The organism is Dietzia natronolimnaea (assembly GCF_002289575.1).
Classification (GTDB): domain Bacteria; phylum Actinomycetota; class Actinomycetes; order Mycobacteriales; family Mycobacteriaceae; genus Dietzia; species Dietzia natronolimnaea_A.
Genome location: NZ_NTGA01000007.1, coordinates 60094 through 76561, shown reverse-complemented (window position 1 = coordinate 76561; position 16468 = coordinate 60094). Strand labels below are relative to the sequence as shown.

Here is a 16468-nt window from a genome sequence, read left to right as displayed (position 1 = left end):
CGCGCCGGTGGTGCGTGACGCGGCCGTGGCGCAGTCGGCGATACGCTCGCACGCGTGAACTCCCGCCCGGACCTGGACCTGACCCTGCGCCTCTCGGCCTCCGCCGCCGATTCCCGCCGGGGCATCGTCCGGGCGCACCCGGAGGTGATCCTGGCGCTGGGGATGCGGGAGTGGGACGCCCTCGAGATCGTGGGCGCGCGCACGACGGCGGCCGTGGTCGCCGCCGCCGCGACCGGTGCCCCCAGCGGGATCCTGGTGGTGGACGAGGTGATCGCCGCCAACTGTGGTCTGGGCGAGGACGCGCGGGTGACCGTCCGGGCCGCCCGGGTCACCGGCGCCCAGTCCGTCGAGGTCCAGGGCTTGCCGCCCGCGGGCCGCGGCGTGGGCGAGCGGGTACTGCGGTCCGCCCTGCTGGGCAAGGTGCTGCGCGTGGGTGACTCCGTGACACTGCTGCCCCGCGACCTCGGCCCAGACTTCCCCACCGGAGACACCTCCCGCACCCTGCGCAACACCATGGGGGCGCAGTGGAGCACCGCGCTGCTCACCGTCACCGCGACGGTGCCGGACGGGGTGGTCTCCGTCCAGCCCACGACCGCGGTGGTCGCCGCGGGAACCGCGGGAGCCGCAGGAGCCGCTGGATCATCGGGCCCCGGTCGCGGTGTGACGACGGCGAGCCCCCGTGGTGACTCGCCACGCTCGGCGGACAACTCTGGCGCCCCCGCCCCGGACCCGACGATCACCGCCGTCGACCGACGGGACCTGGTGGGGTTCGCCGACCAGGCGGAGGTGCTGGAGCAGTGGCTCACCCTCGCCCTGGATCGGGCGGAACTGTTGCGCACACTGGGCACCTCACCGCACCTCGGGGTGTTGATCGCGGGACCGCCCGGCGTCGGCAAGGCCACGCTGGTGCGGTCGGTCGCGGCGGACCGGCGGCTCGAGGTGCTCGACGGTCCGTCCGTGGGGTCCCTGGACGCCGCGGGTCGGCTCGAGGCCGTCCGGGCCGCGGCCGAACGGGCCAGGGAGAACGGCGGGATCCTGCTCGTCACCGACGTGGATGCACTCCTGCCGGCGCAGACCGAACCGGTGTCCACCCTGGTGCTGGACCGGCTGCGCTCGGTGGTCGCGCACCCGGGATCGGTGCTGGTGGCCACCTGTGTGCGTCCCGAGGACGCCGACTCCCGGCTGCGGGAGCCCGACATCTGCGATCGCGTGCTGGACCTGCCGCTGCCCGGCGCCGCCGACCGCGCCGCGCTGCTGGGGGTGCTCCTGCGGGACGTGCCCACCGGCGAACTCGACCTGCCCGCGGTGGCGGACCGGACGCCCGGGTACGTGGCGGGCGACCTGAGGGCGTTGGCCCGCGAGGCCGCCCTGCGCGCCGCGGGCCGGGCCACGGAACGGGCGACAGACCGGTCCACTGGCCGGGCGACGGACCGGGCCACGGACCGAGACGTCGAGAGCGCTCCGGACGGCGAGGCCGTCACGGTGCGCCTCGAGCAGGAGGACCTGCTCGGCGCGATCACCGTGATCCGGCCGCTCTCCCGCTCGGGGACCGAGGAGCTGAGTCTGGGCTCGATCACGCTGGACGACGTCGGCGACATGGAGGAGGTCCGTCAGGCCCTCACCGAGACGGTCCTGTGGCCGCTCCAGCACCGCGACTCCTTCGAGCGCCTGGGAGTCCAACCCCCGCGAGGGGTGCTGCTCTACGGGCCCCCCGGGTGCGGGAAGACCTTCGTCGTCCGGGCGCTCGCGGCGAGTGGCCGCCTCACGGTGCACATGGTCAAAGGCGCCGAACTCATGGACAAGTGGGTCGGCTCGTCGGAGAAGGCGGTGCGGGACCTGTTCCGCAAGGCTCGGGACTCGGCTCCGTCGCTGGTCTTCCTCGACGAGATCGACGCCCTGGCGCCCCGCAGGGGCCAGTCCGGGGACTCCGGTGTCGGCGATCGCGTGGTGGCCGCACTGCTCACCGAGCTCGACGGCGCCGAGCCGCTGGGCGACGTGGTGATCCTCGGCGCGACCAACCGTCCCGAACTCATCGACCCGGCGCTGCTACGGCCGGGCAGGCTCGAACGTCTCGTCTTTGTCCCCCCACCGGACGCCGAGGCGCGGGCCGACATCCTCCGCGCCTCCGGTCGCAGCGTGCCGCTGGCCGACGACGTGGACCTGGCCGCGCTCGCCGCGGATCTGGACGGGTACTCCGCGGCGGACTGCGCCGCGCTCCTCCGCGAGTCGGCCCTCACCGCCATGCGACGCGACATCGACGCGGCGGAGGTCACCGCGGACGATGTGGCCCGCGCGCGGCGGGTGGTCCCACCCTCCCTCGACCCCGAGCAGGTCGAGAGCCTGCGCCTGTACGCCGAGCGGCGGGAGTCCTAGGACCGGTGCCGGGAGGTCGGAGCTCGCGCTCGGGCCGGCTTGTCGCCGGCCGCCCCGCCGTCTAGACTCTCCCGCCATGCGGAAGATTCTCGTAGTAACCGGACGTAACGGGGCCTGAAGACCGGCACCCCCGTTGCGTGGTTGCTCGATCTCCGTCGGTCCCCGAACCGACGTCTGAGACGAGAACACCATGCGCACCACCACACCAGACCACTCGGCCGGTCTTTCCACCCGGTCGGACTCCTGCCCCTTCGCCGAGCGGTTCGGGCGCCGCCTGCCGCGCGGCTTCGCCGATGAGGCGGAGACACTGGACTGGCGGGAGCTGCTCGACACCTACGCACCGTCGACCGACCACTTCCACCTGGCCGACTTCTCGCGCCGCCCGTTGGGCCGCGGGATCACCGCCTATGAGGCGATCCTGGCCACCCGGGACCCCTCCGCGCCGGGCGAGTTCACCGCTCACCGTCTGACCACCGAGTCCTGCGGGGACCTCACCGCCATGTCCGAGATGTTGGGCCGGATCGGAGCCCGCGTGGAGATCGAACGCTTCCACCAGTACGAGGGTGAGGCATTCGACGGATCCGAGTCCTGGTGCACGATCCTGCGGGCCACCTGCGGCCGCCGGGCGACCTGGGCCATGGGTTTCGGACGGTCCCCCTCCGAGGCCTCCATCGCCGCACTCCTCAGTGCGGCGACCCTCCTCCACCTGCGCTGAGAAGAGTCGGGTCGGAGACCTTCTGTAAACTTCCCGAAAGAACCCAGACCCTGGTCGACCTCCGGCACCCGCCCCATCAGGCGGGAGCGTCCGCGTGTCGTGTCCCGGGCCACACCTCGAGAGGAGCCGCCGGTGATCGCGATCCTCTCGGCCCACGCCGTGGCCACCCTGATCGCGATCCCCCTGGTCCTGAGGTTCGGTCGCCGGGCGTTCCTCGCCCTGGCCCTGGTGCCCGCCGCGAGCGCGGTGTGGGTCGCCGCCAACCTGGACCGCGTCCCCACCGAGTCCGTCCGGTGGGCGCCCGAGATCCACCTCGCGCTGGACCTGCGGATGGACGCCCTGTCGGCGCTCCTGGCCCTCATCGCCCTCGGCGTGGGTGCGCTGGTCCTGGTGTACTGCACCTGGTACTTCCAGGACGACGAACCACGCCTACACCTGTTCGCAGCCGAGCTCGTGGCCTTCGCCGGCGTCATGTTCGGCCTCGTCGTGGCCGACAACATGATCCTCCTCTACATATTCTGGGAGATCACCTCCGTCCTGAGCTTCCTCCTGGTCGGCCACTACGCCGCGCGGGCCACCGCTCGCCGCGCGGCCACCCAGGCGCTGCTCGTCACCACCCTCGGCGGCCTGGCGATGCTCGTCGGGATGATCATCCTCGGCCAGGCCGCCGGGTCCTACCTGATCAGCGACGTGGTCGCCTCGCCGCCGTCCGGCCCGCTCATCCACTGGGCACTCGTGCTGGTGATCGTCGGCGCCGGCAGCAAGTCCGCGATCGCCCCGCTGCACTTCTGGCTCCCGGGCGCCATGTCCGCCCCCACCCCGGTCAGCGCCTACCTGCACTCCGCAGCGATGGTCAAGGCCGGAGTGTTCCTGGTCGCGGCCCTGACCCCCGGCCTGTCGGGCTCGTCCACCTGGCAGCTCCCGCTCATCGTGCTGGGCCTGGTCTCGCTCCTCATGGCCGGGTGGCGGGCCCTGCGCGAGACCGACCTCAAGCTCGTGCTCGCGTTCGGCACCGTGAGCCAGCTCGGATTCCTCCTCGTCCTGGTGGGTATCGGCTCGCGCGACACGATGCTCGCCGGACTGACGATGCTGCTCGCGCACTCGCTGTTCAAGTCGGCCCTGTTCATGTCCGTCGGGGTGATCGACAAGACCACCGGCACCCGCGAGATCCGCGACCTGTCGGGGCTGGGACATCGACGTCCCGCACTCGCTCTCGTCTTCACCCTCGCCGCCGCCTCGATGGCCGGCCTGCCCCCCTTCCTCGGATTCGTCGGCAAGGAGGCCGCGTTCGCCACCGTCCTGTCCGAGGAGCGCCTGCACGGGATGCCGTCGCTCGTCGTCACGGCAGGGCTCGTGGCGGGATCCGTCCTCACGTTCTCCTACACCGCTCGCCTGGTCATGGGCGCGTTCCGATCCAAGCGGTCCTTCCCCGACGGCATCAGCCCCGCCGTCGCCGGATCCCGTCCGGCCGGACCACTGTTCCTCTCGGCGCCCGCGGTGCTCGCGGTCTCCGGACTGGTGCTGGGCCTGTGGAACGCCCCGGTCGAGAACCTCATCGCCCGCTACGTCGACGTGGCGTTCCCGCCCGGGAGCCCGTGGCGCGGCCCCGAGGGGTACCACCTCGGGCTGTGGCACGGGATCGGCATCCCGCTCGCGCTCACCCTGGTGGTCTACGTGCTGGGCACCCTGCTCTACGTGGCGCAACGGACCGTGGAGAGGATGCAGTTCGACTCACCGGCGCTCGGCAACGCCGACCGGATCTACGACGCCGTCCTGAGGTTCTTCGACACACTCTCCCTGCGGCTGACCGCGAGCATCCAGCGCGGTTCGCTCCCGCTCACCCTGGGGATCATCCTCGTGACCCTTGTGCTGTTCCCGTTCATCTCGCTCCTCGCCGGGACGCGCGAGGGCCTGCGCATGGAGCTGTCCGCGAACCCGGTCGTGTTGATCGTCATGATCCCCATGGCACTCGCCGCGGTGGCCGCCGCGGTGCTGCGCAACCGCCTCGCCGCGGTGATCTGCATGTCCGTCACCGGGTACGGACTCGCCGTGATCTTCGCCTTCCACGGCGCGCCGGACCTCGCGCTCACCCAGGCCCTGGTCGAGACGCTCCTGATGGTCGCGTTCGTGCTGGTTCTGCGCACGATGCCCGCCGAGGTGCCGCTCTCGCACGGCTACCGCCGACTCCGGGCCTGGCTCGGGATCGGCGTCGGTCTGCTCGTGGTGGTCACCGGCGCCTACGCCATCAACGCGCGCCAGCACCCCGCCGTCTCGCTCGACTTCCCCGACATCGCCTACCGGATCGGCAACGGCGCCAACGCCGTCAACGTCACCCTGGTCGATATCCGGGCCTGGGACACTCTCGGGGAGATCACCGTCCTGCTCGTCGCGGCCACCGGTGTGGCCAGTCTCGTCTTCCGCAACCGTCGCTACGGTTCCGGTCCGCGCCTGGCCGACGTCGACAAGACCCGCTCCGGTCGGCGCGGCGTCGAGGCGGCCCGGATCGTGATCGAGGCGCCCGGCGCGACCCCCGGCCGGTGGCTCGTCGGCGCCACCGTCCGAGACCCGCGCGCCCGCTCGCTGGTCCTCGAGGTCACCACCCGACTCGTGTTCCCCACGATGATGGTGCTCAGCCTGTTCTTCTTCTTCGCGGGTCACAACAACCCCGGCGGCGGATTCGCGGGCGGTCTGGTCGCCGGCCTGGCACTGGTGTTGCGCTACCTCGCGGGCGGGCGCTACGAGCTCGGTGAGGCCATCCCGATCGACGCGGGACGGATCCTCGGCCTCGGCCTGCTCCTGGCCGCAGGCACGGCCACCGCCTCCATGTTCTTCGGTGCCCCCGCCCTGTCGAGCGCGACGTTCGAGGCCACGCTACCGGTGTTCGGCGAGGTCAAGTTCGTCACGGCGCTGCTCTTCGACGCCGGCGTCTACCTCATCGTCGTGGGTCTGGTCCTGGACATCCTCCGCAGCCTGGGCGCCCGACTCGATCTGGACGCCGAGGATCTCGAGGAGCTGCGCGCCATCTACGTGGACGCCACCGAGTCGCCGTCCACGGCCGCACTGCGCAGCGTCCCCGGCGTCGACGCCGACGGCGCACGCTCCGACCTCGCCGCCCACCGCGCCGCCCGCCGCGAGGCCGCCGAGAACCAGGGCGCCCCGTCAGGAGGCAGGTCATGACCGCCGACTTCGGGTTGCTGCTGCTCGCCGGGCTCCTCTGCGCCGCCGGGGTCTACCTGCTGCTGGAGCGGGCGATCATCAAGATCCTGTTGGGGATCATGATCTTCTCCAACGGCATCAACCTGCTCCTGCTGGCCGCGGGGGGCCCGCCCGGCAGTCCGCCGATCATGGGCCGCGGCCGGAGTCCCGACGCCGCCGACTCCGACCCGCTGTCCCACGGGATGATCCTCACCGCGATCGTCATCACGGCCGGCGTCGGAGCCTTCATCCTGGCGTTGGCCTACCGCTCCTACCAGTTCACCACCGCCGACGAGGTCGCCGACGACGCCGAGGACACCAAGATCGCCAAGCGCTCACCCACCGACGCCTGGTCCGCGCCCGACCGGGACCTGTCCGACGACCACAGCACAGGTCAACCCACCGAACTCGGGGACCACGTCGACTACGACGACGAGGACCTGACAGAGGCCGAGGCAGAGGCCGAAGCGGAGGCGAGAGAGGCGGCCCGCGGGCGCGACGTGCCCGCCCGACGCCCCCGGAGGACCACCCACCGGCGCGACGGGGACGACCGAGACCGTGGAGACGACCGAGACCACGGGGACCGCGGAGACGACGGAAGGGAGGGCGACCGGTGATCTCCCCCGACCTCTTCGGCTACCTCATCCCCTCCGTCGTCCTCATACCCCTGCTCGCCGCGGCACTGTGCCTGGTGGTCTCCCGCCGACCCCGGGTACAGAACATCATCACCGTCGTCACCCTCACCGTCGTGCTGGTGATCGCCGGCGTCCTGTTGGTGCTCACCGACCAGCACGGCGTCCACACGGTGCAGGTGGGCGGCTGGGACGCGCCCGTGGGCATCACCCTGGTGGCCGACCGGCTCAGCGCGCTCATGCTCTGCGTGTCGGCGATCGTCCTGCTCACGGTGATCATCTATGCCGTGGGACAGGGTGTCCGCGACGGCGACGGCGACCAGCCCACCTCCATCTTCCTCCCCACCTACCTGGCGCTCGCGGCGGGACTGAACGCCGCGTTCATCGCCGGCGACCTGTTCAACCTGTTCGTCGGGTTCGAGATGCTGCTGGCCGCCTCCTACGTCCTGCTCACGCTCGGCGCCAGTCAGGAACGCGTCCGCGCCGGGGTCTCCTACACCGTCGTGTCGATGGTGTCCTCGATGGTCTTCCTGCTCGGCATCGCCCTGACCTACTCGGCCGCGGGCACACTCAACCTCGCCCAGCTCTCCGTGCGGATGGCCGAGGTCCCGGAGGGGCTGCGGAACACGATCTTCGCCGTCTTCCTGGTCGCGTTCGGCATCAAGGCCGCCGTCTTCCCTCTGTCTACCTGGCTGCCCGACTCCTACCCCACCGCGCCCGCCCCCGTCACCGCGGTGTTCGCCGGACTGCTGACCAAGGTGGGTGTGTACGCGATCATCCGCTTCCACACCCTCGTGTTCCCCGGTGGCGCCATGGACGGCGTCCTGCTGGTGGCGGGTCTGCTCACGATGGTCATCGGCATCCTCGGCGCCATCGCGCAGTCGGACATCAAACGAATACTGTCGTTCACCCTCGTCAGCCACATCGGTTACATGATCTTCGGCATCGCCCTGTCGACCGGGTACGGGCTGAGTGCGGCGATCTACTACGTCGGGCACCACATCATCGTCCAGACCACCCTGTTCCTGGTGGTCGGACTGATCGAGCGGCAGGCCGGGTCGTCCTCCCTGCGCCGCCTCGGCTCGCTCGCGGTGGCCAGCCCCGTCCTCGCGGTGATGTTCCTCATCCCCGCCCTCAACCTCGGCGGCATCCCGCCCTTCTCGGGGTTCATCGGCAAGCTCGCGGTGGTCCAGGCCGGCGCCGAGGTCGGAGGGGCGCTCATGTGGGTCCTCGTCGCCGGGGCGATGGTCACCAGCCTGCTGTCGCTCTACGTGATGGTGCGCGTGTGGTCCAAGGCGTTCTGGCGTCCCAGGGCCGACGCCCCGGAGGGTGCGGTGGCCCTGGCCAAGCCGTTGGCGCTGCTGCCCTCCGACGAGTACGTGGAGTTCGACGAGCGCGAGGAGGTGGGCCGGATGCCGCTGAGCATGGTCGCGCCCACCATGGCCCTGATCGTGGTCTCCTTGTTGATGACAGTGTTCGCCGGCCCGTTGCTCGGGGTGACCGACCGGGCCGCCGAGAGTCTGATGGAGCGGCATGACTACCTGGACACCATCCCCCTCGACGCGACGCCCGACCGCTACACCGGTTCCGTGACGGGGGTGCGCTGACATGGCCCGCAGGATCACGACCCGTCTCGAACCCCGCGTGATCGGTTCCCGCCTGTTCATGATGCTCTGGCTGACGGTCGCGTGGGTCATGCTGTGGGGCCCGGTCGAGGTGGGGACCGTCGTCGCGGGGGTCCTCGTGGCGATCGTGGTGATGGTCCTGCTCCCGCTCCCCCGTGTGCCCGTGGAGGGCCTGGTCAGGCCTCTGTCGACGGTGTGGCTGGTGGTCGTGGTGGCCTACTATCTCGTCCGCTCGTCGCTCACTGTGGCGTGGCTGTCCGTGCGGCCGCAGGCGCCGCCCCGTTCCGCGGTACTGCGGGCGCCGATGAGCCTCCGGTCGGATTTCACGCTCGCCCTGGCCGTCAACACCCTGAACCTCATGCCCGGAGGCGTCGTCGTGCGCGTCGATCCGGTGGCCCGGTACGTGTACGTCCACGTCCTGGACGCCGGCAGCCCCGAGGCGGTCGAGCGGTTCCGGCGCCAGACCGCCCACGTCGAACATCTGTACTCTCGGGCGTTCGAGCGGCCCGAGGACTGGAAACCGAGCCCGCAGCACTACTGCGCCCCGTCGGAGGAGTACGAGGCCGACGGCCCGGACCGCATCCACGACCGCACGGCCGAGCCGGAACCCGTGTCCGGTCCCGTGTCCGACAGCGAGGAGCACCGATGAGCCTGTCACTGCTGTTGTGGAGCGCGGCCGTGGTCGCCCTGACGCTCGCACTGTTCACCACCATGATCCGTCTGATCGGTGGTCCGGGCACCCTCGACCGACTGATCTCGCTGGACATGCTCGCCGCGATCGCCCAGTGCGGCGTCGGAGTGTACATCGCATGGAGCAAGGACACCACGGCGGCGGCCGCCCTCGTGGCACTCGCACTGGTCGCCTTTCTCGGATCGGTGTCCGTGGCCCGGTTCCGCGTGAGCGACACCTCCGGGGTCGACAAGGAGGCCCTCACATGACCGACGACCCCAGAGAGATCGTCTCGGCGCTCTTCGTCCTCGCCGGGGCGCTGCTGACCCTCGCCAGCGCCATCGGTCTGGTGCGCTTCCGCGACACCCTGAGTCGGATGCACCCGGCCGCCAAACCGCAGGTCCTGGGACTGGTGCTGGTGTTGCTGGGGGCGAGTGTCCGGATCTTCCCCCACATCGACCTGGGAATGCTGCTGCTGGCCGGAATCGTGGCCGTGTGCACCGCCCCGGTGATCGCCAACCGCGTGGGCAACCTGGCGTACCACGAGAGCGTCGAGGACGGCACGATCACCCACGAGGCCCCGGTGCTGGAGAAGTTCCAGGCCAGCGAGGCCAACCGGAAGAACACGCCCTGACCCGCCGATCCGGTCCGGGCCCCGGGACGACTCGAGCCCCGCTCCCTTCACGGGGGCGGGGCTCGTCCGGTGGTGCCGGGCTACCGGTCGATCACGGGGCGGGCTGAGCGGGCGACACCGCGGTCCCGGTCTGACCCTGGGCGGGCTGATCCCCGACGGGGACCTCCACGAGGACGTCCTCCTCGACCTCGACGACCTCGACCTCCGCACCCTCGACCTCCGCGCCCTCGACCACGGCGGCGTCCTCCGCCTCCGCGTCGGCCTCCCCCGTGTAGGTGGGCAGGGTGTAGGGGGCGTCGGGATCCGCGGGCTCCTCGTTGGGCGGAGTACACGCGGTCATGGCGAACGCGAGTGCGAATGCGGGAACCGCGACCATGAGGCGGCGGGCGGTCTGACGCGGGGCCATGAGGGCTCCTTCGATCTCGGAAAGCTGCAGGTCGCTATGAGCACGCGTCCCGACGGGCGGAGTGCGTGGACTCATCATATCCTCAGCCGTCAGCGGTCGAGGTCCTGGGTGACGATCACGATCACACCGGGGGCACCCACCTCGAGATCGGCAGGCCGGGGCAGGGCGGGGATGCCCAGCTGGGCCGCGACGGCCTCGGCGGCCTGCCGCTCACCGGCACCGGTTCCGAAGTAGACCGTCGACTCGGACACCACCGGCCGGTTCGAGGGCAGGTTGGCCACCTCGCCGACGGCGAAACCGGACTCGCGGAGCGTCTCGCCGGTCCTCCCGGCGAGCCCCGAGACGGTGCTGTTGTTGAACACCTGCACGGGTACCGAGGTCACGGCCGGGACGCCGGGCTGGCCGGCCGGAGGCTGCTCGGCGGCCTGACCGGGTTCACCGGGCTGGCCGGGCTGGCCGGGCACCGCCTGGCCGTCGGGAGCGTCCTGCGGGTCGGCGGGGGCGTCCCCGGGCTGGGCAGGCGCCGCGGGCGGGTCGGCCTGCTCGACCTGGGCACTGTCCTGATCGGTGGCGGTCGGGGTCTCGTCGTCGCCCCCGAACAACTGGACGAGCCCGATGCCTATCGCCAGGACCACCGCGGCGAGGAGGACCATCGCGATGGCCCGGTACGGAGGGCCGGTCGGCTCATCCTGGTCGGGGCCGGCCCCGGCGTCGCCGGCGGGCGCACCCGGACCGTAGGGGTCGTACTGCGAGGTTTCGGGCTGGGAGCTCACGCCGGTGAGTGTAGGTCAGTCGAGCCGCATTCCCAGGTTGCGCGCCGCGCGTGCCTTCTGACGGCTGCTGCGCATGCGACGAAGCCGCTTGACGAGCAGCGGGTCCGCGGCCAGCGCCTCGGGGCGGTCGATGAGGCCGTTGAGGATCTGGAAGTAGCGGGTCCCGGACATGTCGAACTTCTGCCGGATAGCCTCCTCCTTGGAGCCGGCGAACTTCCACCACTGACGCTCGAACTCGAGCATGGCCTGGTCCCTGTCGGACAGCACGGGGTCGGCGGCGTGCAGCTCGTCCGCGGGCGGCGAGCCGCCCTCGACCTGCGGTCGGCGTGCCGCGGTTGCTGATCGGCCCATTCGCTCGCCTCCTGTGCCCGGATCACACCGTTGTGATTCCCCCGTAGTGAACCACACGGATCCGACACCCTGCCAGGTGCGCACTAGGATCTCCTGCCATGGCCGTCCTGCCCATCGTCATCCTCGGCGATCCCGCCCTCCACTCCCCCACCGACCCCGTCACGGAGTCCCCGGAGGAGATCCGCGACCTCGTCCGGGATCTCTACGACACGATGGACGCCGCCAACGGGGTGGGTCTGGCCGCCAACCAGGTGGGGGTGCGCAAGCGGGTGTTCGTCTACGACTGCCCCGATCTGGACACCGAGGACGGCGAGGGCGTCTCCCGCGAGGACGTCGAGGCCCGCGGCGGGTGGCTCAACCGCCGCGGCTGCATCGTCAACCCGGTGCTGGAGACCTCCGAGATCCCGGAGACCATGCCGGACCCGGAGGAGGACCTCGAAGGGTGCCTGTCCGTCCCCGGTGTGAACTTCCCGCGCGGGCGCGCCTGGTGGGCCCGGGTCACCGGAACCGACGAGAACGGCGAGCCGGTCTCGGTCGAGGGCTACGGCCTGTTCGCGCGGTGCCTGCAGCACGAGGTCGGTCACCTCGACGGGTACCTCTACACCGACCACCTGATCGGCCGTCACCGCAAGGCCGCCAAACGCCACATCCGGGACGCGGGCTGGGGCGTGCCCGGGTTGAGCTGGGACCCGACCACCGATCCCGATCCGTTCGCCGACGAGGACGACGGTGACGGGTGGGACGACGACGAGGCCACCGCCCCCCGTGGCTGAGCAGGACCGGGGTCTGGCGGAACGGTCCCGGTGGAACGCCGGCCGACGCGTGGAGGTGGGGATGCGCGTGGTGGTCCGGCGCCATCTGGAGGCCGGGCAGGGGTCGCACCTCTACACCGACGTCATCGGGCACGTGCTCGCGCTGGATCCCGAACTCGTGGTGCGCCGCGAGTCGGGCGAGGAGGTGCGGATCCCCGATTCCGACATCGCGGTGCTCAAGGTGCTACCGCCCCGGCCGGTCCGCGCACGCGACGTCAGGGCCCACGAGTACGCGGGTGCGCTGGCCTGGCCGGGCACGGAGTTCGAGCTCGTCGACGGCTGGTTCTGCCGCGCCGGCGACGACTGGTCCTACCGCGGGAATTCCGCGGTCCCGGTGTTGCCGTGGGCCAGCTGCTCGGAGCTGGACGGGGTCCGCGACTGGTACGCGGCCCGCGGCCTGCCGCTGCGCCTGGTGGCCGTGGACCGGCTCGTGGACGCCGACCGGATGCTGCTCGACGGTCGGCCGGTGGATCCCGCACGGGTGCACGCGGACAGGGAACTCGTGCTGTGCACGGTCGACAGCCGCGAACTGCTGGATCGCGTGGACGCCACCGTCCCCGCCGACGCGCGGCCCCCGGTGGTGTTGGCCGACTCCCCCGACGACGACTGGCTCGCGCTGTACCACGCCACCGCCGGTCTGGACCCCGACCGGGTCCGGCCCGCGATGCTGGCGACCGCGGGGCTGGATGGAGCGGGTCTGGGTGGGACAGGGACGGGCGGGACAGACCAGGAGCAGCCGGGACCGGGCGGGCACGTGGTGTTCGCGCGCGTCGAGCACGACGGCGACCTGGCAGCCATCGCCCGGGGCGCCGTCACCACCGGGCCCGACGGGGCGCCGCGCATCGCGGTCTCGTGCGTGCAGACCGCCGACGCCCACCGCCGACGCGGGCTGGCGGAGGTCGTCACGGGCGCGCTCGTCGGGTGGGGTCGGTCGCTGGGCGCCGAGGAGTGCCACCTCCACGTGTTCGCCGACAACTCGGCCGGCCGCGGCCTGTGGGCCAAACTCGGGTTGGCCCCGCACCATTCGATGCGTCACCTCGTCGTCGTCGAGGGTTCCACTCCGCGGTCCACGCGATCCGACGCCGGGTAATAGACTGCTCGCCATGCGCCTGGCCACCTGGAATGTCAACTCGATCAGAGCTCGACGGGACCGCGTCACGGCCTGGCTGGAACGCTCGGACGTCGACGTCCTGGCCATGCAGGAGACCAAGTGCAAGGACGACCAGTTCCCGCACGAGGCGTTCGAGGAGTTGGGATACCAGGTCGCTCACCACGGCCTCAGCCAGTGGAACGGCGTGGCCGTGGCCTCGCGGGTGGGGCTCGACGACGTCCGGCTGGGCTTCGACGACATGCCCGGTTTCCACAAGGACCCCGAGGTCACGCAGGACCCGGAGGCGCGCGCCATCTCGGCGGTGTGCGACGGTGTCCGCGTCTACAGCCTCTACGTGCCCAACGGTCGCGAGCTGGCGGACCCCCACTACACCTACAAGCTCGAGTGGCTGGCCCGGCTCCGCGACCACGCGTCCGCCGAGCTCGCCGCCGACCCGTCGGCGCAGGTGGCGCTGGTGGGCGACTGGAACGTGGCACCGCACGACGACGACGTGTGGGACATAGAAGTCTTCGACGGCAAGACCCACGTGTCCGAGCCCGAACGCCAGGCCTTCGCCGCCTTCGACGGGGCGGGCTTCCGCGAGGTCACCCGCGAGTACACCCCGGGCCCCGGCGTCTACACCTACTGGGACTACACCCAGCTGCGCTTTCCCAAGAAGCAGGGCATGCGTATCGACTTCCAGCTGCACTCGCCGGAACTCGCGTCGCGGGTGACCGGCGCGTTCATCGACCGCGAGGAACGCAAGGGCAAGGGCGCCTCCGACCACGCGCCCGTCGTCGTGGACCTCGACTAACACCGCCACCTCGTCTCAGCACCAGGAGCCCCCACCGATGTCCACGTTCCAACTCCGCCATTACATCGACCGGCTGCGCGCCGAGGGCTTCACCGTCCGCGACGACCACGGTGAGGACCCCGACCTCATCGACATCAACGGCAGGGCCGTCGACACGTGGCGGGAGAACTACCCGTACGACCACCGGCTGGACCGCAACCAGTACGAGGTGGAGAAGTACCTGCTGCAGATCGAGCTGCTCAAGTTCCAGAACTGGCAGGCCGAGTCGGGTCACCGGCACGTGATCGTGTTCGAGGGCCGGGACGCCGCCGGCAAGGGTGGGACGATCAAGCGGTTCACCGAGTACATCAACGTGCGACAGGCCCGCGTGGTGGCGTTGATCAAGCCCACCGAGACCGAGCTGTACCAGTGGTACTTCCAGCGCTACATCAGTCATCTGCCCACCCGCGGCGAGCTGGTGATGTTCGACCGGTCCTGGTACAACCGGGCCGGCGTCGAGCGGGTGATGGGGTTCTGTACTGACGCCCAGTACTCCACGTTCATGGAGCAGGCACCGATGTTCGAGAAGATGCTCGTGGATTCCGGCATCGGGCTGACGAAGTTCTGGTTCTCCGTCACCCAGGAGGAGCAGAAGACCCGGTTCGCGATCCGGCAGCTCGACCCGGTCCGGCGATGGAAGCTCTCCCCGATGGACCTGGAATCACTGGACAAGTGGGACCGGTACACCGCCGCCAAGGAGGAGATGTTCCGCCGCACCGACACCGACTGGGCTCCCTGGATCACCATCAAGTCCAACGACAAGAAGCGGGCGCGTATCAACGCCATGCGCCATTTCCTCCACCAGTTCGACTACCCGGAGAAGGACCCCCAGGTCGTGTTTGACCCCGACCCGAAGATCGTCCGCCGCGCCAAGGACGCCGTCGGGGACTGACTGAGCCTGCGAAGGAAGGCCCCGCGCACACGACCCGTCGGGGACTGACTGAGCCTGCGAAGGAAGGCCCCGCGCACACGACCCGTCGGGAATGTCCGGGCGCCGGCGCGCATTGCACCGGGTATGAGTCACACGAATGATCCGGCCGTTGTCAGACGTCTGCTCTCGGACCGCGGGCGCTGGGCGGTGGTGGGCCTGTCGGCGAACTCCGCCCGGACTGCGCACGGGATCGCCGCGTATGTCCTCAACCTGGGTCACGAGATCGTCCCTGTTCATCCCAGGGCCGAGACGGTCCACGGCCAACAGGGGTACCCGGATCTCGCGTCGGTGCCCGGCGAGATCGATGTGGTCGACGTCTTTGTCAATTCGGCGCTCGCGGGCGACGTCGTGGACCAGGCGATCGCCCGGGGCGCGAAGGCGGTCTGGCTCCAGCTCGGCGTGATAGACGAGGCCGCCGCCCAGCGTGCCGCCGACGCCGGGCTCGACGTGGTGATGGACGCATGCCCGGCCATCGAGGCGCCACGTCTGGGCATCGCCTGAGCGGGAACGGCCCGCCCGCGGGTCAGAACCCGCTGGCGCTCAGTCCGATCATGGCGAAGATGAAGGCGAAGTAGAGCACGATCAGCAGGGCGAAGAGGCCGAGCGAGATGAGGCCGAGCTTCTTGGCGGACGCGCTCGCCGCTTCGGCCTCCGCATGGTGCCCGGCCGCCCACAGCGGGTAGACGTCCGAGGCCCGGGTCATCGCGACGAATGCCAGCGGCCAGAAGAACAGGATCGAGGCCACCGCCCAGCCGATGTTCGACGGCGGGCCCGGCCGAGCGGCTCCGGTCGGGCCGGTGAACCCCCCGGGGCTCTGGGCCCCGTAACCCGGGTGCTGGCCGTACGACGATGCGCCCTGCCCGTATGTCGGGCCCTGGCCGTAGCCCGGGTCCTGCCAGTAGCCGGAGTCCTGCCCGGGGGTCTGGCCGGCACCGTACGGGGAGTCGGAAGAGGAACCGGGGTAACTCGGATTCGTCATGCCCGAATCGTATCCCCGCAAGTGGGCTCCTCGAAACACCCTTCCCGGGTCAGCGGGGGGCCACGAGGAGTTGATACTCGGGGAAGCGGATGAGGAAACGGCGGACGTAGCTACACACCGGACGGATCTTGCACCCGTCCAGGCGCATCCGGGTGAGCACCAGGCTGACCAGCAGCCGAGCGATTCCCTGCTGACCGAAATGCTCCTCGATGACGGTGTGCAGAAGGATGTAGACCTCGCCGTCCTTCTCGTACCCCACAAGGCCCATGAAGGTCTCGCCGTCCCACAGTTCGAACCGGTCTCTATCGGTGTTGTGGACCAACACCAGTGACTCCACTCGGGACATGGGACTCCTTCGGCAGGGTGTGTTCCACACCCGATGCTACTCGTCGGGTTACGCTCACCCGGCACAATTTCATACTCGTCCAC

18 protein-coding genes are annotated in these 16468 nt (G+C 70.6%); 13 read left to right on the top strand and 5 right to left on the bottom strand.

Annotation, left to right across the window (positions count from 1 at the left end):
* Positions 1-54 precede the first annotated feature (54 nt).
* The 8 genes from CEY15_RS04160 (at position 55) to CEY15_RS04125 (ending at position 9844) form a co-directional block, all read left to right on the top strand.
* Positions 55-2373 (top strand): AAA family ATPase, encoded by a 2319-nt coding sequence (locus tag CEY15_RS04160; RefSeq protein WP_095717428.1) that lies wholly within the window; start codon positions 55-57, stop codon positions 2371-2373.
* 190 nt (positions 2374-2563) lie between these two features.
* Positions 2564-3088, top strand: coding sequence for a hypothetical protein (locus CEY15_RS04155; protein ID WP_095717427.1), 525 nt, complete (start codon positions 2564-2566; stop codon positions 3086-3088).
* Between the two features lie 132 nt (positions 3089-3220).
* Positions 3221-6265, top strand: coding sequence for a Na+/H+ antiporter subunit A (locus CEY15_RS04150; RefSeq protein WP_095717426.1), 3045 nt, complete (start codon positions 3221-3223; stop codon positions 6263-6265).
* On the top strand, positions 6262-6900 hold the full coding sequence (locus tag CEY15_RS04145; protein WP_017837833.1) for a Na(+)/H(+) antiporter subunit C: 639 nt from the start codon (positions 6262-6264) through the stop codon (positions 6898-6900). The genes CEY15_RS04150 and CEY15_RS04145 overlap by 4 nt, the downstream gene beginning before the upstream one ends.
* A complete protein-coding gene (locus tag CEY15_RS04140) occupies positions 6897-8522 on the top strand; it encodes a Na+/H+ antiporter subunit D (RefSeq protein WP_017837834.1) in 1626 nt (541 codons plus the stop codon). Before CEY15_RS04145 ends, CEY15_RS04140 begins: the two co-directional genes overlap by 4 nt.
* A 1-nt stretch (position 8523) precedes the next feature.
* The gene (locus CEY15_RS04135) at positions 8524-9189 is read left to right on the top strand and encodes a Na+/H+ antiporter subunit E (RefSeq protein ID WP_095717425.1); all 666 of its coding nucleotides are present in this window, start codon (positions 8524-8526) and stop codon (positions 9187-9189) included.
* Positions 9186-9479, top strand: a complete 294-nt coding sequence (locus tag CEY15_RS04130) for a monovalent cation/H+ antiporter complex subunit F (protein WP_017837836.1) — start codon at positions 9186-9188, stop codon at positions 9477-9479. Before CEY15_RS04135 ends, CEY15_RS04130 begins: the two co-directional genes overlap by 4 nt.
* On the top strand, positions 9476-9844 hold the full coding sequence (locus tag CEY15_RS04125; protein ID WP_017837837.1) for a monovalent cation/H(+) antiporter subunit G: 369 nt from the start codon (positions 9476-9478) through the stop codon (positions 9842-9844). The genes CEY15_RS04130 and CEY15_RS04125 overlap by 4 nt, the downstream gene beginning before the upstream one ends.
* Positions 9845-9935: 91 nt before the next feature.
* Here CEY15_RS04125 and CEY15_RS18060 read toward each other — a convergent pair whose 3' ends face one another.
* From CEY15_RS18060 to CEY15_RS04110, 3 genes are all read right to left on the bottom strand, one after another.
* Positions 9936-10250, bottom strand: a complete 315-nt coding sequence (locus CEY15_RS18060; protein WP_176475011.1) for a hypothetical protein — start codon at positions 10248-10250, stop codon at positions 9936-9938.
* Positions 10251-10339: 89 nt separating this feature from the next.
* On the bottom strand, positions 10340-11023 hold the full coding sequence (locus CEY15_RS04115; RefSeq protein ID WP_095717424.1) for a LytR C-terminal domain-containing protein: 684 nt from the start codon (positions 11021-11023) through the stop codon (positions 10340-10342).
* Between the two features lie 15 nt (positions 11024-11038).
* Positions 11039-11374, bottom strand: coding sequence for a DUF3263 domain-containing protein (locus CEY15_RS04110; protein WP_017837840.1), 336 nt, complete (start codon positions 11372-11374; stop codon positions 11039-11041).
* A 98-nt stretch (positions 11375-11472) separates the two neighbouring features.
* Here CEY15_RS04110 and CEY15_RS04105 point away from each other — a divergent pair, with 98 nt between their 5' ends.
* From CEY15_RS04105 to CEY15_RS04085, 5 genes are all read left to right on the top strand, one after another.
* A complete protein-coding gene (locus CEY15_RS04105; protein WP_017837841.1) occupies positions 11473-12147 on the top strand; it encodes a peptide deformylase in 675 nt (224 codons plus the stop codon).
* Positions 12140-13276, top strand: coding sequence for a GNAT family N-acetyltransferase (locus tag CEY15_RS04100; protein WP_095717423.1), 1137 nt, complete (start codon positions 12140-12142; stop codon positions 13274-13276). Before CEY15_RS04105 ends, CEY15_RS04100 begins: the two co-directional genes overlap by 8 nt.
* 13 nt (positions 13277-13289) lie before the next feature.
* The gene (locus CEY15_RS04095) at positions 13290-14090 is read left to right on the top strand and encodes an exodeoxyribonuclease III (protein ID WP_095717422.1); all 801 of its coding nucleotides are present in this window, start codon (positions 13290-13292) and stop codon (positions 14088-14090) included.
* Between the two features lie 37 nt (positions 14091-14127).
* Positions 14128-15021 (top strand): polyphosphate kinase 2, encoded by an 894-nt coding sequence (ppk2, locus tag CEY15_RS04090; RefSeq protein WP_017837844.1) that lies wholly within the window; start codon positions 14128-14130, stop codon positions 15019-15021.
* 123 nt (positions 15022-15144) lie between these two features.
* Positions 15145-15561, top strand: a complete 417-nt coding sequence (locus CEY15_RS04085) for a CoA-binding protein (RefSeq protein ID WP_095717421.1) — start codon at positions 15145-15147, stop codon at positions 15559-15561.
* A 22-nt stretch (positions 15562-15583) separates the two neighbouring features.
* Here the strand turns inward: CEY15_RS04085 and CEY15_RS04080 are convergent, their stop codons facing one another.
* Together CEY15_RS04080 and CEY15_RS04075 are read right to left on the bottom strand one after the other, a co-directional pair.
* Complete coding sequence (locus CEY15_RS04080) at positions 15584-16039, bottom strand: CD225/dispanin family protein (protein WP_095717420.1); 456 nt, start codon at positions 16037-16039, stop codon at positions 15584-15586.
* 49 nt (positions 16040-16088) lie between these two features.
* Complete coding sequence (locus tag CEY15_RS04075; RefSeq protein ID WP_095717419.1) at positions 16089-16385, bottom strand: GNAT family N-acetyltransferase; 297 nt, start codon at positions 16383-16385, stop codon at positions 16089-16091.
* Positions 16386-16468: the final 83 nt, after the last annotated feature.